General features: G+C 45.3%; 12 protein-coding genes. 8 read left to right on the top strand and 4 right to left on the bottom strand.

The window, feature by feature from the left end; all coding sequences use genetic code 11:
- Window positions 1–51: 51 nt before the first annotated feature.
- Both H8S52_RS15610 and lysS read right to left on the bottom strand, forming a co-directional pair.
- Window positions 52–1047, bottom strand: coding sequence for an NAD(P)H-dependent glycerol-3-phosphate dehydrogenase (locus H8S52_RS15610; RefSeq protein WP_005657304.1), 996 nt, complete (start codon window positions 1045–1047; stop codon window positions 52–54).
- A gap of 3 nt (window positions 1048–1050) precedes the next feature.
- Window positions 1051–2775 carry a lysine--tRNA ligase gene (gene lysS, locus H8S52_RS15615; protein ID WP_117857092.1) on the bottom strand — a complete coding sequence of 575 codons (1725 nt, stop codon included), beginning with the start codon at window positions 2773–2775 and terminating at the stop codon, window positions 1051–1053.
- A gap of 294 nt (window positions 2776–3069) precedes the next feature.
- Here lysS and H8S52_RS15620 point away from each other — a divergent pair, with 294 nt between their 5' ends.
- Entirely contained in the window at window positions 3070–4419 is a 1350-nt protein-coding gene (locus tag H8S52_RS15620) for an MATE family efflux transporter (protein WP_005657300.1), read from the top strand.
- Window positions 4420–4483: 64 nt separating this feature from the next.
- Here H8S52_RS15620 and H8S52_RS15625 read toward each other — a convergent pair whose 3' ends face one another.
- Window positions 4484–6451: a sulfatase gene (locus H8S52_RS15625; protein ID WP_117899209.1), complete on the bottom strand. Its 1968-nt coding sequence runs from the start codon at window positions 6449–6451 to the stop codon at window positions 4484–4486.
- Between the two features lie 264 nt (window positions 6452–6715).
- On the opposite strand from H8S52_RS15625, the gene H8S52_RS15630 reads away from it, so the two are divergent.
- The 6 genes from H8S52_RS15630 to H8S52_RS15655 all read left to right on the top strand — a co-directional run bounded on the left by H8S52_RS15630 (window position 6716) and on the right by H8S52_RS15655 (window position 19473).
- Window positions 6716–8617, top strand: a complete 1902-nt coding sequence (locus H8S52_RS15630) for a hypothetical protein (protein ID WP_117899210.1) — start codon at window positions 6716–6718, stop codon at window positions 8615–8617.
- A gap of 42 nt (window positions 8618–8659) precedes the next feature.
- Entirely contained in the window at window positions 8660–12700 is a 4041-nt protein-coding gene (locus tag H8S52_RS15635) for a two-component regulator propeller domain-containing protein (protein ID WP_117899211.1), read from the top strand.
- Between the two features lie 33 nt (window positions 12701–12733).
- Window positions 12734–13861 (top strand): aldose epimerase family protein, encoded by a 1128-nt coding sequence (locus tag H8S52_RS15640; protein ID WP_117899229.1) that lies wholly within the window; start codon window positions 12734–12736, stop codon window positions 13859–13861.
- Between the two features lie 23 nt (window positions 13862–13884).
- Entirely contained in the window at window positions 13885–14337 is a 453-nt protein-coding gene (locus H8S52_RS15645; RefSeq protein ID WP_117899212.1) for a cupin domain-containing protein, read from the top strand.
- A gap of 248 nt (window positions 14338–14585) precedes the next feature.
- Window positions 14586–17783: a TonB-dependent receptor gene (locus tag H8S52_RS15650; RefSeq protein WP_186910184.1), complete on the top strand. Its 3198-nt coding sequence runs from the start codon at window positions 14586–14588 to the stop codon at window positions 17781–17783.
- A gap of 22 nt (window positions 17784–17805) precedes the next feature.
- A complete protein-coding gene (locus H8S52_RS15655) occupies window positions 17806–19473 on the top strand; it encodes a RagB/SusD family nutrient uptake outer membrane protein (protein ID WP_016661829.1) in 1668 nt (555 codons plus the stop codon).
- Here the strand turns inward: H8S52_RS15655 and H8S52_RS15660 are convergent.
- Window positions 19464–19631 carry a hypothetical protein gene (locus H8S52_RS15660; protein WP_005657286.1) on the bottom strand — a complete coding sequence of 56 codons (168 nt, stop codon included), beginning with the start codon at window positions 19629–19631 and terminating at the stop codon, window positions 19464–19466. The genes H8S52_RS15655 and H8S52_RS15660 overlap by 10 nt on opposite strands.
- A 50-nt stretch (window positions 19632–19681) precedes the next feature.
- On the opposite strand from H8S52_RS15660, the gene H8S52_RS15665 reads away from it, so the two are divergent.
- On the top strand, window positions 19682–20974 hold the full coding sequence (locus tag H8S52_RS15665; protein ID WP_186910185.1) for a DUF4995 domain-containing protein: 1293 nt from the start codon (window positions 19682–19684) through the stop codon (window positions 20972–20974).
- Window positions 20975–21089: the final 115 nt, after the last annotated feature.

Below are 21089 nucleotides of genomic sequence, written 5' to 3' on the forward strand. Positions count from 1 at the left end.
TATTATAGGTTTTAAATTCTGTATTTTGTCCTTGCTGTCCTCTTTTCCGCATTACCGGAAAGAGTCAGTCAGTAACTTGATTTCAATCATCGGTGAGATGCGCTCATATAAGATGTTGTACACAGCATCCAGTATCGGCATGTTCACGTGGTAATGCTTGTTGATTTCCTTGATGCACTTGGTTCCGTAATAACCTTCGGCTATCATTTCCATTTCTATCTGGGCGCTTTTTACGGAATATCCTTTACCTATCATCGTACCGAACGTACGGTTACGGCTGAAGTTGGAGTATCCTGTCACCAACATGTCACCCAGATAAACGGAATCGCTGATGTTTCTGTTCAGCGGATGTACGGTTTGCAGGAAACGGTTCATCTCCTGTATGGCATTGGACATGAGTACCGCCTGGAAATTATCGCCGTATTTCAGTCCGCTGCAAATGCCGGCGGCAATGGCATATACGTTTTTGAGTACGGAGCCGTATTCGATACCTGCCACGTCGTTACTTACGGAAGTCTTGATGAATGAACTTGCCAGACGGCGGGAAAACTTGTCCGCCTTGTCTATATCGGGACACGCTATCGTGAGATAGGAAAGCCGCTCGAGCGCAACCTCTTCCGCATGGCAGGGACCCGCCAGCACTGCGATATTTTCGGTAGGAACACCGTATTCTTTCGTGAAGTATTCCGATACAATCATGTTGTCATCGGGTACGATGCCCTTAATGGCAGTGATGATGAACTTATCCTTGATTTTTGTCTTCAGCTTCTTCAGGTGAGCCTTCAGATAAGGAGAAGGAGTTACAAAGATAAGCGTATCCGACTCCTTGACTACATCGTTGATGTTTGAGTTGAAATTGATACGCTTGGTATCGAACTTGACGCCCGTCAGGTAGGCAGGGTTATGACCGAGACGCTTAAAATCGGCAATGCGGTCGTCGCGCCGCATATACCAATTTATAGTCTCTTCTTGTGCCAGTACCATCTTTGCAATGGCAGTGGCCCAGCTTCCTCCGCCCATAATGGCTATCTTACCGGGTAGTTTCATTTCTTAGATTTTCTCAACCCAACCTTCCACATCTTTCACGGTCGGATTTGCCAGTTCCAATTTATATTTCTTGTTGATGCCGCAAATGTCCATGTGCAGCTTTTGCGGGTTTACATCCTTCATGTCGCTAACCAGGTTGTAGCCGGCCTTCTGGATAACTGCCACCCATTCTTCTGGGATACCCAGTTCCATGAATTTGGCAGGCGCGTCTTTCGGAGTGACCTTTTCGGGGCGCATCTGCGGGAAGAACAATACTTCCTGGATGAATGCCTGTCCGGTCATCAACATCGTCAGACGGTCGATGCCGATACCGATGCCCGATGTGGGAGGCATACCGTATTGCAGCGCTTTCAGGAAGTCCTGGTCGATAAACATAGCTTCATCGTCACCCTTTTCACTCAGTTTCAACTGCTCTTTGAAGCGTTCTTCCTGGTCGATGGGGTCGTTCAGCTCACTGTATGCGTTGGCCAGCTCTTTACCGTTCACCATCAGCTCGAAGCGTTCGGTCAGTCCGGGCTTGCTGCGGTGCATCTTGGTCAGCGGGCTCATTTCTACCGGATAGTCGGTGATGAAGGTAGGCTGTATGAATGTGCCTTCACAGAATTCGCCGAAGATTTCGTCTATCAGCTTGCCTTTGCCCATAGTGTCGTCAATCTCCATTTTCAGTTCGCGGCACACCTGGCGGATTTCTTCCTCGCTCTTGCCGTTGAGGTCGTAGCCGGTCTTTTCCTTAATGGCATCCAGGATGGGCAGGCGGCGGTAAGGAGCCTTGAAGCTGATGGTCTTTCCGTCGATGGTAGTCTCTGTGCTGCCGTTTACAGCGATACAGATACGTTCGAGGAGTTTCTCGGTGAATCCCATCATCCAGTTGTAGTCCTTATACTGTACGTACAGCTCCATGCAGGTAAATTCCGGGTTGTGGTTTTTGTCCATACCTTCGTTACGGAAATTCTTTCCGATTTCGTATACACCCTCAAAACCGCCTACGATAAGTCTCTTCAGGTAAAGCTCGGTGGCGATACGCAGGTAGAGGTCCATATCCAATGAGTTGTGGTGGGTGATGAAGGGGCGTGCGCTTGCACCGCCGGGGATGGATTGCAGAATCGGTGTTTCCACTTCCGTATAGCCGGCTTCGTCCAGTACGGCACGCATGGTCTTGATGATTGTGGCGCGCTTTAGGAATGTTTCCTTGACGCCGTCGTTCACGATGAGATCCACGTAGCGTTGGCGGTAGCGCAGTTCCGGGTCGTCGAACGAGTCGTAGGCCACACCGTCTTTATATTTTACGATAGGAAGCGGCTTGATGCTCTTGGCAAGCACGGTCAGCTTCTGGGCATGGATACTGATTTCGCCCATCTGAGTGCGGAATACAAAGCCTTCGATACCGATGAAGTCGCCTAAATCGAGCAAGCGTTTGAATACGGTATTATACATTTCCTTGTCTTCGCCCGGACAGATGTCATCGCGGGTGATATATACCTGGATACGGCCTTTGGAGTCCTGTAATTCGATGAAAGAGGCTTTCCCCATGACGCGGCGGCTCATGATGCGTCCGGCTACGGATACGTGGCGCGGTTCGGCGTCGTCTTTGAATTCTTTTTTAATATCGGTAGAGAAAGCGTTGGTTACATACTCTGCTGCGGGATAGGGTTCGATACCCATCGCGCGAAGTTCATTCATGCTGTTGCGACGAATGATTTCTTGTTCACTTAGTTCTAATACGTTCATTTCGCTATAATTCACTCAATTTGGGGACAAAAATACGAAACATTTTTCAGATAGCGAACCTTTAGGGGAATTTATTCGCCGTATGCTCCGTGTGCTCTGTGGCAGGTTGTGGGATAATCGCCGGGTAAGTTCTCGGGAGAAGGAGCCTTGGGTCGGGCTTGATACGCTTTCTTCCCTGTCTCTGATACGCTTCCGATAGGAGAGAGTGCGGTTCTTCCTTAAGACGGGACGCGATACTTGCTCACCTGACGAATTTTGAGTACCTTTGCGCCCTCGAAAAAACAGGTAAAAAGTATGGCAGGACAAAAAACACCCACAGCGTTGGGCACGGAGAATATAGGTAAATTACTGATGCAGTACGCCGTTCCGGCAATCATTGCCATGACGGCATCTTCCTTATATAATATGGTGGACAGTATCTTCATCGGTCACGGTGTGGGCACAATGGCTATTTCGGGACTGGCGTTGACTTTCCCCTTGATGAACCTTGCAGCGGCTTTCGGTTCGCTGGTAGGTGTGGGAGCGGCTACGTTGATTTCCGTCAAGCTCGGGCAGAAGGACTATGACACGGCGCAGCGGGTTCTGGGCAATGTATTTGTGCTGAATATTCTGCTGGGGGTGGCTTTTACGGTGGTTGTAATGGCATTCCTCGACCCTATTCTTTACTTCTTCGGCGGCAGTGACGAGACTGTGGGGTATGCGCGCGATTATATGCAGATTATCCTTCTCGGCAATGCCGTTACGCATCTTTATCTGGGATTGAATGCGGTGCTGCGTTCTTCGGGGCATCCGCAGAAAGCGATGTATGCCACCATTGCCACGGTGATTATCAACACGATACTCGACCCGGTGTTCATCTACGGTTTCGGCTGGGGCATTCGCGGGGCGGCCATTGCCACGATTGTGGCGCAGGTCATATCATTGATATGGCAGCTCAGGATATTCAGCAATAAAGACGAACTGCTGCATTTTCACCGCGGTATTTTCCGTTTGAAGCGTAAGATAGTCTTCGATTCACTGGCTATCGGCATGTCGCCGTTCCTGATGAATATGGCGGCATGCTTCATCGTAATCCTTATCAATCAGGGATTGAAAAAGTATGGCGGCGATTTGGCTATCGGTGCTTTCGGCATTGTCAACCGGCTGGTATTTATCATCGTAATGATTGTAATGGGACTGAACCAGGGAATGCAGCCCATTGCGGGCTATAACTTCGGAGCCGGACAGCATGCCCGTGTCATCAAGACTCTGAAACTGACGATAATCTATGCAACCTGCGTCACTACTTTCGGCTTTATTGTAGGTATGCTCTTCTCTGACTGGGTGGTGAGTATCTTTACTTCGGATGCCGAACTGATTGCCCTTTCGGCAAAGGGCCTGCGCATTGTGGTGATGTTTTTCCCCATTATAGGCTTTCAAATGGTTACCGCCAATTTCTTCCAGAGTATAGGAATGGCGAGTAAGGCAATATTTCTTTCCCTTACTCGCCAGATGATGGTGTTGCTGCCTTGTCTGATAATTCTGCCCCGTTTTTTCGGCGTGGCAGGCGTTTGGTACAGTATGCCGATTTCCGACTTGCTGGCCAGTCTGATAGCGGGCACGATGCTGGTGTGGCAGCTCCGCAAATTCAAGGCGCAGGCATAAGGCGGGATTGTGTTAAAACAAAGATACTTACTACCGGTCTCTTTTCAGCTACATCCAATTTTCATCAGTTTGGCAGCGGAACCATGGGTCTGCGTCCGTGATTCAGTTTCAAGCCTGCTTTATAGGACTCCGGACCGTGCAGGTTCTTTATATCCATCTCACCGAGATTGACCAGAATGCCGCGTGCCATGAGGCCGGCATCTTCGTTTGCTTTGCGTGGAAGTGTTTCGGCTTTGTCTTTCAGGTCTGCCAGATGCACGCGGATGGCGGGCTGCATGGCTTTATCTAGAGAGAGGCATTCCAGCAGGGAATAACCGATTTTTCTATCGGCTTCTTTTGCCGGATAATTCAGGCGTTCGATGCCTTTGGCGGTTTCTCCCAGATAAGCGGCGGCATAGGCGGCTTCGCAGGCTATGTAGGGGTCGGCATCCTTGAGCAAGGCAAGCAGAGGTGCGGGACAGGTTTTCAATTCTCCTTTGGCTCCGAGTTGTGCCAAACCGACGGACGCCCAGTAGCGCATTTCGGGATATTGGCTGGACAGTGCTTTCTCGAATACGGGAGCATCGTCTGCATGGGCTGTACCTGCCAGTTCTACGAGGTTGTACAGCTCATTCAAGGGGTATTTCTCTTTACGTACTTTGTCATACAATATCACATTCTCGCGAGAGGTGGGTATGAAGAAACCCAGGTCTTTGGTGGTGCGGATATGGTTGGAAAGGGCTGTACGCATCTTTACCAGCACTTCTGCGTATTCGGGAGAGTCGGACAGGTTGTGCAGTTCACCGGGGTCTTTTTCAAGGTCGAACAGCATTTCGGCAGGATGGGCATTGAACGTCTGCGCCCAGTCGGGGTTGGTGTTGTGTCCGCCTAAAACCAGCTTGTCCCATGCTTTGTTGGACGGCATGCCCCATTGGTAGTAATTGCGCAGGGCAAACTGACGGTAGGGTATGTAGCTGCGGATGTATTTGAAACGTCCGTCGGTTACGGCACGTACCGGCATGAAGTGATGCAGTTGGTTGGCCGCCAGTGCGAACTGGATTTCACGCTTTTCATCGGACGCGTACTTCCCGAACAATGCCTTTCCCTGCATGTGTTTGGGCGGTTTTACGCCTGCAAGACTAAGTACGGTAGGTCCCAAGTCTGTGAAGTTGACCAAAGAATAATCTTTGCCGGATGCCTTTTCTCCCGCCAGGTGTTGCCACTTGGGCGGGAAGTAGGCTATCAGGGGCACTTCCAGACCGCTTTCATACAAATAGCCTTTGCCGCGTGGAACGCAACCGCCGTGGTCGCTGAAGAAGAAGATAATCGTGTTGTCGTCCAGTCCTTTTTCTTTCAGGTCTTTCAGGAAGAATCCCAGCCATGTGTCCACATCCTGCACGGCTTCTAGGTGGCCGGCATAGTCGGAACGTACTTCGGGCAGGTCGGGCACGTAGGCAGGTAGGGTGAGCAGTTCCGGATAAATGCCCTCTTGGGTGTAATCTCGTCGTCCGTCGGTATGGAAGGTGCGGATACGTCCCATGTGCGAGGTCACCGTATTGTATACGGCAAAGAAAGGCTGGTCTTTACCGCGCTTCGGGCTGTTGTAAGAGGCTTCTCTCGTACATTCGTCCCAGCAGCTTTTGTTGTCCGTGGTGGAGTTGTAGTGTGTCTTGCTGTTGTTGGTGCAGTAATATCCGGCTTCACGCAGCCATTGCGGGAAGAAGATGTTTGCCGGGGTGTCGTATGGAACCGGATGGACATCCATTCCGTAGGTCGAGGAGTAGCAACCCGTAATGAGCGATGAGCGTGCGGCCGAACTTTGCGGGGCCACCGACCATGCGTTCATGAATTGTATGCCGCGGGCAGCCAGACTGTCTGCATTGGGGGTGTGCACATCCTTGTTGCCGTAGCAGCCGAATTCGTAAGCACTGGTATCTTCGAAGGTGAGCCAGAGAATATTGGGCCTTTCGTTTTTCTTGTTGTCTGCCGCATCCGCTTGGGCGGTATGCAGCCCGCAGAAAGCGGTACACATGAGTAGAGATAAGTTTTTCATGCTATATTAAATGTTAGTTTTACATGTTATATCGGTTTTTCAGTAGTGGTTGCTAAGGTAGGGCATTTGTTCTGATAAGCATGCCTGATGTGTTTAAAAAGCTGCTAATATTGTTTTGGCATGCAGGTTTTCAACAAAATTGATGAAGATTCAACAAAATTGCAGAACCGGTAAACGTATGTTGCGGTGTATTGGAGAAAATAAGGACGCTATATTACCGGAATGTCTTACTTTTGAAAAATAAATCTAATAGTGTATAATGGTATGAGAAACATCGTTTTTATAGTGATTGCATTTGTACTTTCTTTCTCGGGACGTGTATGTGCCGGAAATCCCGTTTATTCAGACAACTCCTTGCGCAATGATGCGGAGAAACTGCTGGTGGAGTGGGTGGATGCTCTGCTGGCCTACCAATGCGAAGGGCTGCATCCGTCGCTCGACGGCGGTATTCTGTGTCCCGCCTGTGCCCGCATTCACGGACGGATAGGAGACACGGTTCTTCCTCTGATGTATCTGGCAGACAAAACCGGCAATGACAAATATCTGCTTGCCGCCAAGAAACTGATGAAATGGATGGAGAACGTGCACCGTCCGGACGGCTCCTGGATGAACGATGTACACGTATCCGATTGGAGCGGAACTACCGTATTCGCCGCTATTGCTCTGTACGAGGCAGTGCATTACCACGGGCATCTGCTGGATGACTCTACGCGTAACCATTGGAAAGAGCAGTTGTTGGAAGCCGGCGAATTCATGATGAAAAACCCGCAGATGTACAGCCGCCGTATGCAGGGGAGTATGAAACGTCTGAACAATGTGAACTATTCCGCTTCGGTGACGTATGCCTTGCAGGCTCTTGGAGAGATGTTCGACCGTCCGGACTTCAAGGAGGAAGCCCGGATTGTGGCTTCGGACTTGAAGAACTTCTTTACGGCGAACGATTTCTTTTTATACGGCGAAGGGCCTAAAATATGGACACCTACCAAGAACGGCTGCCTCCCGGTGGACTTGGGATATAATGTAGAGGAATCTTTGCCTAATCTGGCTTATTATGCGCTTATGGTGAACGACCGGGAGTTGCTCTCCATCGTGGAGCGTTCCATGAATACCCACCTGGAATTTATGTTGCCCGACGGTGCATGGGACAACAGTTGGGGTACGCGCAGTTTTAAGTGGACATATTGGGGCGGACGTACAAGCGACGGCTTTATGGGCGGTTATTATGCCATGGCCGCGCATCACCCGGAGTACCTGGAGGCTATTCGCCGCAATATGCAATTACTGAAAAAATCGACGGACAACGGTTTGCTTCATGCCGGACACGATTATCAGGCTTCTGGCATTCCGGCTTGTATTCATCATACCTTCGGACATGCCAAGGCGCTGACGGCTTTTCTTGAGCTTCCACCCGTCAAGACACAACAATACAAGGCATTGCCGCGCGATAATGCTTATGGGGTGAAGTACTTCCGGGATATTCGTACATGGCTGGTTGCAGAAGGTTCGTGGCGTTCTACATGTACCGGTTTCGATGCGGAATATAAGGTAAAAGGAACTCATCCCATGGGAGGAGCCGTTTCTCTGTTATGGCACGAACAGGCCGGTCCGGTATTTGCCGCTACGACCAATCGGTATGCTTTGATAGAAGCGCCCAATATGCAGAGCAACAGCCGGAAGTATATAATGAGCGGAACGCCGCGGATTGAAATGGTACAATACGGAACGATTTACAGTAATCTCGATGACTTGGATACGGATATTGCTTATACTAAGGAAAAGAATATGCACCGTTTCCATGTCAATACCCATCTGGTGGATGCCGACCAGCAGACTCCGGTTCAGGGAGCGATTCCCGTAACGTTGGATTATGTGTATTCCCAACAGGGCTTGTCGATAGAAATGGAACATTGCCCTTTGACCGCCTGCCTGGTTTTACCGGTTATCGCCGCGCCTTCGGAAGTTGCGGATATTACACCGGAAGGCATGCGCCTTCAGAAAAAGGATGGCGTGTTGGAGGTAGTTTGCGTGAACGGCAGGATGAAGGTTGCTCCTACCGATAAAGACGGACGGATATTTAATCCTGTGCCGGGCTTTTCTTTCATTCCTTTGCAGATTTTTCCGGATAGCCCGGATAAGAAAATTCAAGTTAAAATCATATATAATTAATATATTTTTTATTTCTTTATCCTGATTTATAATATAATATACATGAGAACACTTCGATTCTTATCACTACTATGCGGAATATTATTTGCCTGTATGGGGCTTGCCGGTGAAATAGACGGTATGCGTTTCATACATATCGGTTTGGAAGAAGGGTTGTCGCATAGCACCATATTCGGAATTAATCAGGATAAAGAAGGTAATCTGTGGTTTGCCACTTATGACGGATTTAATAAGTATGACGGTTATAATTTCACAGTCTACCGGCATCAGTATAAGAATCCGAAGAGTATAGCCAGCGATATAACCCGTTGTGTCGTCATTGACAATGATAACCGGATATGGATAGGAACGAGAGAAGGTTTGTCGCTTTATAATCATCGCAAGAACGAATTCTCTAATTTCTTTTATAAGAGAAAGGGACAAAATGTAACAGTCAGGAATATTGTGCCTATGCAGAAGGACTGGCTTATGCTTGGGACAACCGAAGGTATTTTACTTTTTGACGTGAAAGGAGAACGTTTCCTGAATGATACGTTGTCGGCTACTTTACATTCGCTGAAACCGTTAACGCTGCTCAGGCAAGATGATGATATTTATATTGGCACTAAAGGGAAGGTGTATATGTATTCATTGCAGAACGGAGCATTGGAAACACTACTTGACCTGCATGACAAGGTGCAGATAAACAGTATCTTGTGCCAGACTCCCAATCGGATATGGGTAGCGACTGAAGGCAACGGACTGTACCTGTATGATGTAAAGAACAAAAAACTGGACAACTATCGTTATGAGAATAAGCTTTCCTGTTTGAACTCCAATTATGTGCGTTCGTTGGCATTGGACCAGGAGAACCGTTTGTGGGTAGGGACTTACAGCGGGCTGAATATATATCAGGAAGGGAAGGAACGCTTTATATCGGTTGAGAGTTCGATGGCTCAGGCTGGGACATTGTCGCAGAACTCGGTGCGTTGCATCTTCAGAGACTCGCAGGGCGGAATGTGGCTGGGTACATACTGGGGAGGATTGAATTACTATCATCCTTTGTGCAACCGTTTCCAGCAGATTAAACATATTCCTTTCTCTAATTCGCTCAGTGATAATGTTGTCAGTTGCATTGTAGAGGATAAAAAGAACAATTTATGGATCGGAACAAGTGACGGTGGTCTGAACTTCTATGATAATACGGCGAAAACTTATAAGAACTATTTGTTTAATCCGGACATATCGGAAGGTGTTCCTTTTAAAGACGTTAAAACGGTATATGTAGATGAAGCATCGGATAAGATATATGTAGGCGCCCATGCCGGCGGTATGATGGTACTGCATCGTAAGACCGGAAGAAAGGTGTTTTACAATCAGCAAAACAGTGGCTTGCCGAGCAATCATATTTATTCTATTATATCCGATGGAAAAGACGGTCTTTGGATAGCTTCCCTGGACTATTTGTTTCATTTTGATATTGCCAGAAAACGCTTTACCGTTATAAATGAAGATGTAGAAGGCCGCCCGGTACAAAAAAAGACCCGCTTGCTGTTTAGGGACTCCCGTAAACGCATCTGGGTAGGTGGAGAGAAGGGACTTTCCGTTTATAATCAGGAAGGTATGGGTTTGCGGACCAATACGGATTTTCGTATTACTCCGGTATTGCGACAGTCTTTTGTGAATTGTATCTACGAGTCTTTATCCGGTTCTATATGGGTAGGTACCCGTGACGGGCTTTTTGCCTTGAAGGAAGCGGATAAGGAGTTGCTGCAATATACAACGGACGACGGTTTGCCAAGTAATGTCATCTATGGAATACTGGAAGACAGTTACGGGCGCTTGTGGGTCAGTACCAATCAGGGATTGAGTTGTTTTGACCCGGAGAACCGTAAAATGCGCAATTTTACAATAGTGGACGGGCTGCAGAGCAATCAGTTTAATGCCGGTTCTTATTGTCGCATCGGCAATGGCAATATGTTGTTCGGCGGTATTAACGGCATCACCATGTTCCGTCCCGAAACCCTGATAGACAACCCTTATACTCCGAAACCGGTAATCAATAGGCTTTTTGTTTTTAATAAGGAGGTGCTTCCGAATGACGAGACCGGAATACTGAAAGAGAATATAGAGAGTGTTAACCACATAACCCTGAAATCTTCCCAAAACTCGTTTTCCCTTTCCTTTGTCGTTTCCAACTACATAGCCGGCAAGCACAATACGTTTGCCTATAAGTTGAAGGGGTATCATGATGAATGGTATAAACAGGGAGACATAAGTCCGGTGTCGTACTCCAACTTGCCGGCAGGAGATTATACCTTCCTTTTAAAGGCAGCCAATAATGACGGAAAGTGGAGCGGGGAGGTAGAGGCTCTTCACATCCGTGTCCTTCCGGTCTGGTATCGTACGTGGTGGGCCTTTTTGATTTTTGCGTTGTTTTTCGTTTTGTTGGTTTTTGCTGTGTTCCGTTTCTTCTGGTTGCGTAAGAGTATGCAGACAGAAATCCGTATGGAGCGGCTTGACAGGGAAAAAAAGGAAGAAATCAGCCAGATGAAAATCCGTTTTTATGTGAATATCTCACATGAGTTACGTACTCCGTTGACTTTGATTATTTCTCCTTTGCAAGAGTTGCTCAGCAGTGTCACCGGGCATTGGGAGCGCGAAAAGCTGTTGTATATCCAGCGGAATGCAAGAAGACTGTTGCATTTGGTCAATCAACTGATGGACTACCGGCGTGCCGAATTGGGTATTTTTGAGTTGAGGCCGAGTTATGCCAATGCATATAAAAGGGTATTGAACAGCTTTTTAAATTACGAGAGTCTGGCAAAGAAAAAGGACATAGACTATAATTTCTATTCGGAATTGCAGGATGAGGATGTGCTGTTTGACGGTACTTATTTGGATTTGATTATCAACAATCTCTTATCCAATGCTTTTAAGTATACGGAAGAAGGGGAGAGGATTTATGTAAAACTCTACAGAGAAGATAAAAATGTTGTTTTGCAGGTAGCAGATACGGGAGTGGGCATACCAAAGGATAAGCAGCGGAAGATTTTCGAACGTTTTTATCAGGTGGAGAATGTACACGAAGGAAGCGGCATCGGACTGTCGCTGGTTCAGCGTCTGGTTGAATTGCATCACGGGCAGATAACGTTGGTGAGCGAGGTTGGAAAAGGCTCTACGTTTTCCATTTATATTCCTCAGGATAAGTCGGTGTATACTGCGGAGGAACTTGCGGAGAGCAAGGGAGAGATGGAGGAACAGCGTGTCTATTCGACAAATGCGCATGAGGTTTATATCGATGATGTAGAAACGGAAGTGGCAGAAGCCGGTGAACAAGAGGCGGGAAGCAGGCATGGAACAATTCTTATAGTGGAAGACAATGAGGAGCTGCGGCGGTATTTGTTCAACGGTCTGTCCGCTCAGTTTAATCTGATAGAGGCGGAGAACGGGCAAAAGGCGTTGGAGGTGCTTAAAGAAAATGACGTAGACCTGATTCTTTCGGATGTTATGATGCCGGTTATGGATGGAGTCAAACTTTGTAAATCGGTGAAACAGAATTTGAGGACCTGTCACATACCAGTGTATCTGTTGTCTGCCAAGGTCGATATAAAGTATCAGTTGCAGGGGTTGCAGGTAGGTGCGGACGATTACATTCCCAAACCGTTCTCGATGGATGTATTGATAGCAAAGATTTTGAATATGCTGCGTACCCGCTATCGTATTTTTGAGCATTATTCCAATGCGGCGGAGATAGAACCGGAGAAGATAGCAAACAATGCCATGGATGAGGAACTGTTGAGGAAAGCGATTGCCATCGTGGAGAAAAACATGAGCAATGTGGAGTTCTCAACGGAGCAGTTCGCCAGCGAGATGAATATGAGCCGTTCCAATCTCCATTTGAAGTTGAAGGCTATAACAGGAAAATCGGCTATTGATTTTATCCATAAAATACGTTTTAACCGTGCTTGTCAGTTATTGAAGGAAGGTAAGTATACGGTTTCCGAAATCAGTTTTATGGTGGGATATAATACTCCTTCTTATTTCTCCGCCCGTTTCAAGAAGTATATCGGTTGCCTTCCTACGGAGTATGGAAAGCAGTGACGTATGTATCATTTATGGAATATTATTATGAAGATGTATCTTTTTTCTCCCTTTCTTCTGATACTTGTTCATACATTGCTTGTGTCATGCAGCCGTACGGGCACACCCGGCTTTACGATAGCGAGGGAAGACAGTTTGCGGTATGAAGGCAAGACAGTTGAACTTTTCAGAATGACTAACAGGAATGGAATGACGGTTAAGGTTACCAATTATGGGGCTTCTTTAACATTTGTTTCCGCTCCTGATAAAGAGGGCGTTTTTGCTCCGGTAGTTTTAGGACTTGACGGCTTGCGATATTATCTGGGCAGACAACCCAAGCTTGGTGCTACGGTAGGGCGTTATGCAAATAGAATCAGGAATGCGGAACTTGTTTTGAATGACCGGGTCTATTATCTGGATAAAAACAATAAAGGGCATTCCATTCATGGTGGCGTCAAGGGATTTCATACCCGGGTTTTTAATACGGATACGTCCTATGTGGTGAAGGATACGGCAGTGATTCGCTTTAGTTATCTGAGTCCTGATGCGGAAGGGGGATTTCCGGGAAATCTGAATATATCGTTGGCTTATAAATTGACGCATGACAATGAAGTGATTCTGGATTACAGGGCATCGACCGACAAGCCGACTGTGGTTAATCTGACAAATCACAGTTATTTCAATTTAACGGGGTGTAAGGAGTCTGTACTGAACCATTATTGTATGATTGACGGGGATTCGATTACACCGGTTGATGCCGCAGGTATTCCTACCGGAGAACTTATGGCGGTGGCGGGTACGGAATACGACTTCAGAACCTTGCAGCCGCTTGGCGGGCGCATCGGAGAACTTAAAAAAGGATATGATACCAATTATAAACTCAATAAGCAGTCGGGAACTTTGGCGCTTGCAGCTAAAATTGTAGAGCCGGAATCCGGTCGGGTACTGAAGGCGTATACCACCGAACCGGGTATGCAGTTCTATACTCCGGCAGCTAATCTGGACTATCTGAAAGGGCATGGCAAGCAGTCATATGGGCGGTATTACGGCTTTTGTCTCGAAATGCAACATTTTCCGGATTCGCCTCATAATCCGCATTTTCCGACTACCGTGTTGCTGCCGGGAGAGACTTACCGGCAAACCACGGTCTACAGATTTGAAACATTATCCGAAACAGAATAAATTATTTAATTAAAACATTGGTTATGAAAACAAAAAGCTGGAAAAAGTACATGTGTTTAATGGGTATTTCACTTATGATGATGCCGGCTGTCTGTGCAATGCAAACAGTTGAAGGCGGAAATGCGGACAATCCCGTTAAAAAAACGCGTAGCACTACTTTTATTAGTGGAGAAAAGGCGTGGGAACCCGCAGGAGAAGGCGTGACCCGGCAGATTATGGGGTATGACGGACAGGTAATGCTGGTAAAAGTGAAATTTGAAAAAGGAGCGATAGGTACTCCTCATACTCACTACCATACCCAAACCACTTATGTGGCAAGTGGAAAGTTTGAGTTTACGGTGGGGAATGAGAAGAAAACGGTAAAGGCAGGTGACGGTATTTACATCGAACCTGATATTTTGCACGGATGTGTCTGTCTGGAACCGGGGGTGCTTATAGACTGCTTTGCTCCAATGAGAAGTGATTTCTTGAAATGAGTTTTGTATTGATGGGTATTTTGCTTTATTAACAGATTTGCAAATCTCTATCCCAAAAGGACAACCCACTTCCTACATAGCTGTAGGGCTATATATTGTACAAAATTGCTCTGTATTATACAAAATTGATATTTGGAAAGTGTAAAAGTGTAACGAATGAAAACAATACTTTTACACTTTTTTTAGCATTTGCAGTAAGTTTGCCCTCGAAAATTTATTTCTAACGTAGAACCTTAGATTTATTTATTATGTACAAATTAAAAGAACTGTTTTTAATGTTTATCCTCGCCTTTGTGAGCATATCCGCATATGCGCAAAGTCTGACCGTTACCGGTAAGGTCATTGATAGTGAGGGTTATGAAGTAATCGGTGGTAGTGTTACCATTAAAGGCGCCGCCGGCATTGGAACCGTTACGGATGTAAACGGTAACTATTCCTTAAAAGTAAATGACGCATCCAAAGATGTACTCGTCTTTTCGTACGTGGGTATGACTTCCCAAGAAGTAAAGGTCAATGGTAAGAATGTAATCAATGTAACGTTGAAGGCTGATGCCGTGTTACTGGATGAAGTAGTAGCAATCGGTTATGCCACGGTTAAGCGTAAGGACTTGACTGGGTCTGTGGCATCGGTGAACAGTAAGGAACTTTCCAAAGTGCCGACAAGTGATATTACCCAGGCATTGGCAGGACGTATGGCCGGTGTACAGGTAATGCAGAGTGAAGGTGCGCCGGGAGCTTCTATTTCGATTCGTGTCCGTGGAGGTATTTCTATTACACAGAGCAATGAGCCTCTTTATATTATCGATGGTTTTCCCAGCGAAGATGGTATGTCTACACTCGACCCTGCTGAAATTGAGACTATCGATATTTTGAAGGATGCGTCTGCTACGGCTATTTATGGAGCTCGTGGTGCTAACGGCGTTGTAGTTATTACTACAAAAAGTGGTGGTAAAGAAGGCAAGGCTACGGTAACTTTTGACAGCTATGTCGGTTTCAAAAAAATAGCCAAGAAATTGGATGTTCTTTCTACGGCAGAGTTTGCAATGTTGGATTATGAACGCCGTGTGTACGATGCTACTACTCAAGAAGATTGGGATAAGGATATTACGGCTTTTGAAACATTGTACGGAAAATATAGTGATATCGGAACTAACTATTCCAATCGTAAAGGGATAGATTGGCAGGATGAAACGTTGGGGCGTACTGCGTTGACTCAAAACTACCGTGTAGGAGTTTCCGGTGGAACAGATAAGCTGAATTACAACTTGGCATATTCTTACTATGATGAAGAGGGTGCTATGGTGTATAGCGGTAATAAAAAACATAACATATCATTCAATATGAATCATAAATTGAATGACCGTTTAAGTGTTAATGCCCGTGTCAGCTATGATCAAATGAAAGTTTATGGTATGGGTACTTCTGAAGGTGGTGACCGTTTTAACAAGATGCAGCATATTTTGCAGTATCGTCCTATGATAGGAATTGGAGGTACAGATGATTTGCTGTTAGGAGATGAAGACCCGATTTTTGTGGACGATACCGGTAATGTAATGCAGAATCCCCTGCTTTCTGCTGCTGAAGAAACCAATGATCGTGAGTATCGTACTTTTCAAGCCAATGGTGGCTTTACTTTAAAGCTTTTTAAAGGATTTTCGTTCCGCAATACAACAGGTATGCGCTACCAGACACGTCGTAATGATATTTTTTACGGTGATAAGTCTATAACGGCAAAGCGTTCCAGTATTAATGGAAGCATTCAAAATCTGGAGAACAGCAGTTTCCAAACATCAAATGTCTTGAATTATACTTGGTCGGGTAAAGGACACGATGTAACAGCCATGGTTGGTCAGGAATACGTAAACCGTTGGAGTCGTAATTTCAAAGCGGCAGCCGCCAATTTCCCGAACGATGATATTGGTTTAGGCGACCTTTCACTGGGATTGCCGACAGCTGTTTCATCTGCTGAAAATTATGATGACAAGCTCCTTTCTTTCTTTACACGTGTTAACTATGGCTTTAAGGATAAATATTTGTTTACCGCTTCTTTCCGTGCAGACGGTTCTTCTAAATTTGGTAAGAATAATAAATGGGGATATTTCCCGGCTTTTTCTGCAGCCTGGCGTTTGGGAGAAGAAGAATTTATTAAGAATTTGAATATTTTTTCGGATTTGAAAGTTCGTTTAGGTTATGGTATGGCTGGTAATAATCGTATAGACAGTTATCTGAGTCTGGCAGTATTGAATTCCGTCACTTATCCTAATGGTGATTCTACTCAATCAGGCTATGTACCCAAGCAGATTCCTAATCCGGACCTTAAATGGGAAGCTAACAAGACATTCAATTTCGGTCTTGATTTTGGTTTCTTCAATCAGCGTTTGACTATTTCTCCCGAATTTTATATCAATCGCAGCAGTAATCTGTTGCTGAGTGCAAAATTGCCAACATCGGCAGGTTATGACAGTATGGTCATCAATGCCGGTGAAACAGAAAATAAAGGTATTGATTTGACTATCAACTCAACTAATATTATGACCAAGAACTTTACTTGGAATACTTCTGTAACTTTATCGCACAATAAAAATTCTGTAAAACAGTTGACGGGAGAAGACGTGCAACTTTGGGAAGCTAATTTCGGATATAGCCAAAACACACATATTATCGGTATAAACCAACCGTTGGGGCAGATGTACGGTTATATTACAGAAGGCTTGTATCAGGTGTCTGATTTTGATTATGATGCAACCACCCAAACTTACACATTGAAAGATGGCATTCCTTATGCAGGCGATAAAGCCAATGTGAAACCCGGTATGTGGAAATTTAAGAATGTAGACGGTAGCGAAGACAATAAAATAACAGAGGAAGACAAGACTGTTATTGGTAATGCGTATCCTAAATTTTATGGCGGTATCAATAATACATTCACTTATAAAGACTTTGATTTGAGCATTTTCTTGACTTACAGCTTTGGCAATGATGTACTTAATGCAACTAAGTTGACTAACACAAAGACAGCTTTGCAGAATAAGAACGTTTTGGCTGCGGCCGATTCTCATAATCGCTGGGTTTTAGTGAATAAGTCAGGTGAATTAATTACCGACCCTCAGGAAATGGCCGAGATTAATAGAGGTAAGACCGTTGCCGCTATCTATGATAATGAAGTTGGTGATACTTATATTCATTCTTGGGCGGTAGAAGACGGCTCCTTCCTGAAACTTAGTAATATCACTTTAGGATATACTTTCCCGAAGAAAATAATCGAAAAGATAGGTATCAGTAAGTTACGTCTTTATGCAACAGGTTCTAATTTATTAACTTGGACTAAATATTCAGGTTTCGATCCGGAAGTATCCACAATGGGTAACGGTTTGACACCGGGCGTTGACTTCGGTGCTTATCCTAAAAGCCGTTCATTTGTTTTCGGTATTAATTTAGCTTTCTAATGAACCTCAAAAAGAAAATACAATGAAAAAATATAAAACAATTGCGCTTGGCGCACTGATTGCAACTGGATTTGCCTCTTGTGAACTGACAGAAAAACCAACTTCTTATTATGAGAAGGATACCTATTTTCAAACAGCCGACCAGGCAAAGATGTCAGTCGTGGGGATTTATGACTGTTTGGCTACAAACAACCATTACGGACAGTTTGAAATGGCTATGCCGGCGTCGGATGACACTTATTATATACAAGGTACTGGTACAGACAATACACGTCGTGATATAGCACATTATATGGTGAAACCGACGAATACTTGGATTGCTGATTTATGGAAGTACAAATATATGGGAATAGACCGGGCTAATTTTGCTATTGAAGGCATTGAAAATATGGCTGGGTATGAAGAAGATACTTCCTTGAAAGAGCTGGTGGCCCAGGCTAAATTTTTACGTGCATTTTTGGCTTTTGATTTAGTGAAATATTGGGGAGATGTTCCATTTAAGACCGACTACACCGCTGGATATGAAAGTGCCTTTAATGGTCGTATAAGCCGTGAGGAGATATATGATTATATTATTGAAGATTTGGATTTTGCGAAAGAAAATCTTCAGAAAGGGAGTGCTTCGCTTTCACCGGAGATACCTTCGCAGGGAGCTGCTCATGCAATGCTGATGCGTGTTTACTTGCAACGGGCAGGTTATAGTTTGCAGCAAGACGGTAGTTTGAACCGACCGGCCGACGACAAGAGAAAGGCCTATTTTGATGCTGTAATTGCCGAATGGACTGCTTTCCAGAATAAAGGTTATCATAACTTTCACCCGGGCGGTTATTTGAAGTTGTTCCAGGGTTATTCCGGAGGGGTTTTGAATTCGATGGAAAATCTGTGGGAGATAGCTTTTAATCCGACAGGAAGTGGTTATAAGGATAATTCCGGTACTTGGGCTACGTATAATGGTCCTGCGGTAGAAGCGCCGGGCAAGGGTGCTCCTGCTGAATCAATGGGGCGTGCCAACGCGTTCTTCCGTGTGTTACCTGTCTGGAAAGATTTCTTTGAGGCAAATGATGAGCGTAGAGATGTAATGGTATGTACTTACCAATATAAATGGGATGCCGATAAGAAAGCACATAAGTTGGTTGAAAATAAGAAACTGACGGATTGGTATCCGGGCAAATGGCGTAGGGAGTGGATGCCGAAAGGCTTTGTAGATCCTAATAATACAGGGGTCAATTATTGTCCGTTGCGTTATGCTGATGTGGTATTGATGGCAGCCGAGGCTTATAATGAGATTGGCAATACTCCGGAAGCCTGGAGGTTATTGAATGAAGTAAGACATCGTGCCGGAGCTACTGAAACCAATTCATTGCAGGCATACAAGGCTGCACAGCCTAATCTCTATGAACTTCCCTATTTTAACAGCGGTGATGAGGCAGACAATTTCCGTACTGCTCTTTATTGGGAACGCGGTTTTGAACTGGCTTTTGAAGGTCAGCGTAAATATGACTTATTACGTTGGGGTATTTTGGGTGATGCTTTAAAATTATTCCAAAGCAAAATGGATAAATCGCTAAAAGGCAAATATGTTGCAGGCGACAAATTTATAAAAGGCAAACATGAACTGTTTCCTATACCTTTGGGCGAATTGCAGGCCAATCCCGCTTTAAAAAATCAGAATAATCCGGGTTATGAATAAATAGGTATTATTGCCATAAACGGCAGGATGCAATGTCCTGTTTGAAATGTTGAAAGATGTTTCGGAGCTGGTTGAAAATAGTAAGCCTGTTTTTTATCAGCTCTGTTAAACATCTTTTCTATTTCAAAGCTATATGATGTTGTATTGCCGGTTGCCATGTGGTGAAATTTTATGAGATGATTGTGGTAAATAGAAACCTTTATAAAAGATGAAGAAAATATCATTATCTTGTTTTATTGCTGTTGTCGCATTATGCGTATTTTCCGGCTGCTCTCCCAAACAACCGGAAAAAGATTATACTTGGCTGAAACAGGGAATAGAAACGGCTGCGTTACAATTGAAATTTACCGTGGCTGAAATCGGAGATTCAATCCGGTTGCCCCGTTCCATCTGGACGGGCTATGACACGGACTTTTTATGTCATCAGCTGGATAAGAAACAGTTGACAGCCAAAGACTCTGCCCGGCTGAAACCCATACATGATAATTTGGGTTCCCGCCGTTATTGCTTTTCCATTTACGATTGGACAAGCGGTTTTTTCCCCGGCAATCTTTGGCTCGCTTATCAACTTACCGGCGATGAAAGCTTGAGGGAAAGCGCTGTGAAGTTCACTAATTATCTTTATCCGCTTCGTGAGTACAAAGGGACGCATGATATAGGTTTTATGATGAATTGCAGCTACGGTAACGCCAATCGTTTATCTCCTGCCGACAGCGTCCGCAGTGCATTGATACAAACAGCGGATAACCTGTGCGGCCGTTTCAATCCGGAGATAGGCTGTATCCGTTCCTGGAACTTCGGGAAATGGAATTTTCCCGTTATCATAGACAATATGATGAACCTGGACCTGCTGTTTTATGCCACTCGCCTGACTGGTGATGATAAATATAAGAAGCTTGCCTTGACGCACGCACGGACTACGATGAAAAATCATTTTAGAGATGATTATTCATCCTACCATGTAGTCAGTTACAATAACGATGGAACGGTGGAAAAAAAGTGCACGCATCAGGGAAAGAGTGACGCATCGTCATGGGCGCGCGGACAAGCATGGGGATTATATGGCTACACATCCTGTTATCGCGAGTCTAAGGATGTGCAATTTTTGCGGCAGGCCGAAAATATAGCCTCGTTAATCATGCGGCGCGTAAAGACGGAAGATGCAGTTCCCTTGTGGGATTATGATGCGCCCGACACCCCTCAGACGCCTCGTGACGCATCTGCTGCCGCTATTACCGCTTCCGCCCTGATAGAACTGAGCACGCTTGTTGAAGACGGACAAGCCTATATGGAGTATGCCGGGAAGTTGCTCAAAAGCCTTTCGTCCGACGGGTATTTGGCAAAACCGGGAACCAACCGGGGCTTTATACTGATGCATTCAACGGGTTCATTGCCGAACGGCTCCGAAATAGATACGCCGCTCAACTATGCCGATTATTATTATCTGGAGGCATTGCTCCGTTATATGCAGGTAAAAGAGATTGATTATAAGCATATTTAACGTGAGTTCGAAATAAGAATAAATATATTTCACTTATAATTAGAAACATAGCGATAAAAGTATTAAATTTATAGTGCTGAATTATAACATTTAAACGATTACCACTATGTTTCCA

This window comes from Bacteroides sp. NSJ-48, assembly GCF_014287405.1.
Classification (GTDB): domain Bacteria; phylum Bacteroidota; class Bacteroidia; order Bacteroidales; family Bacteroidaceae; genus Bacteroides; species Bacteroides stercoris.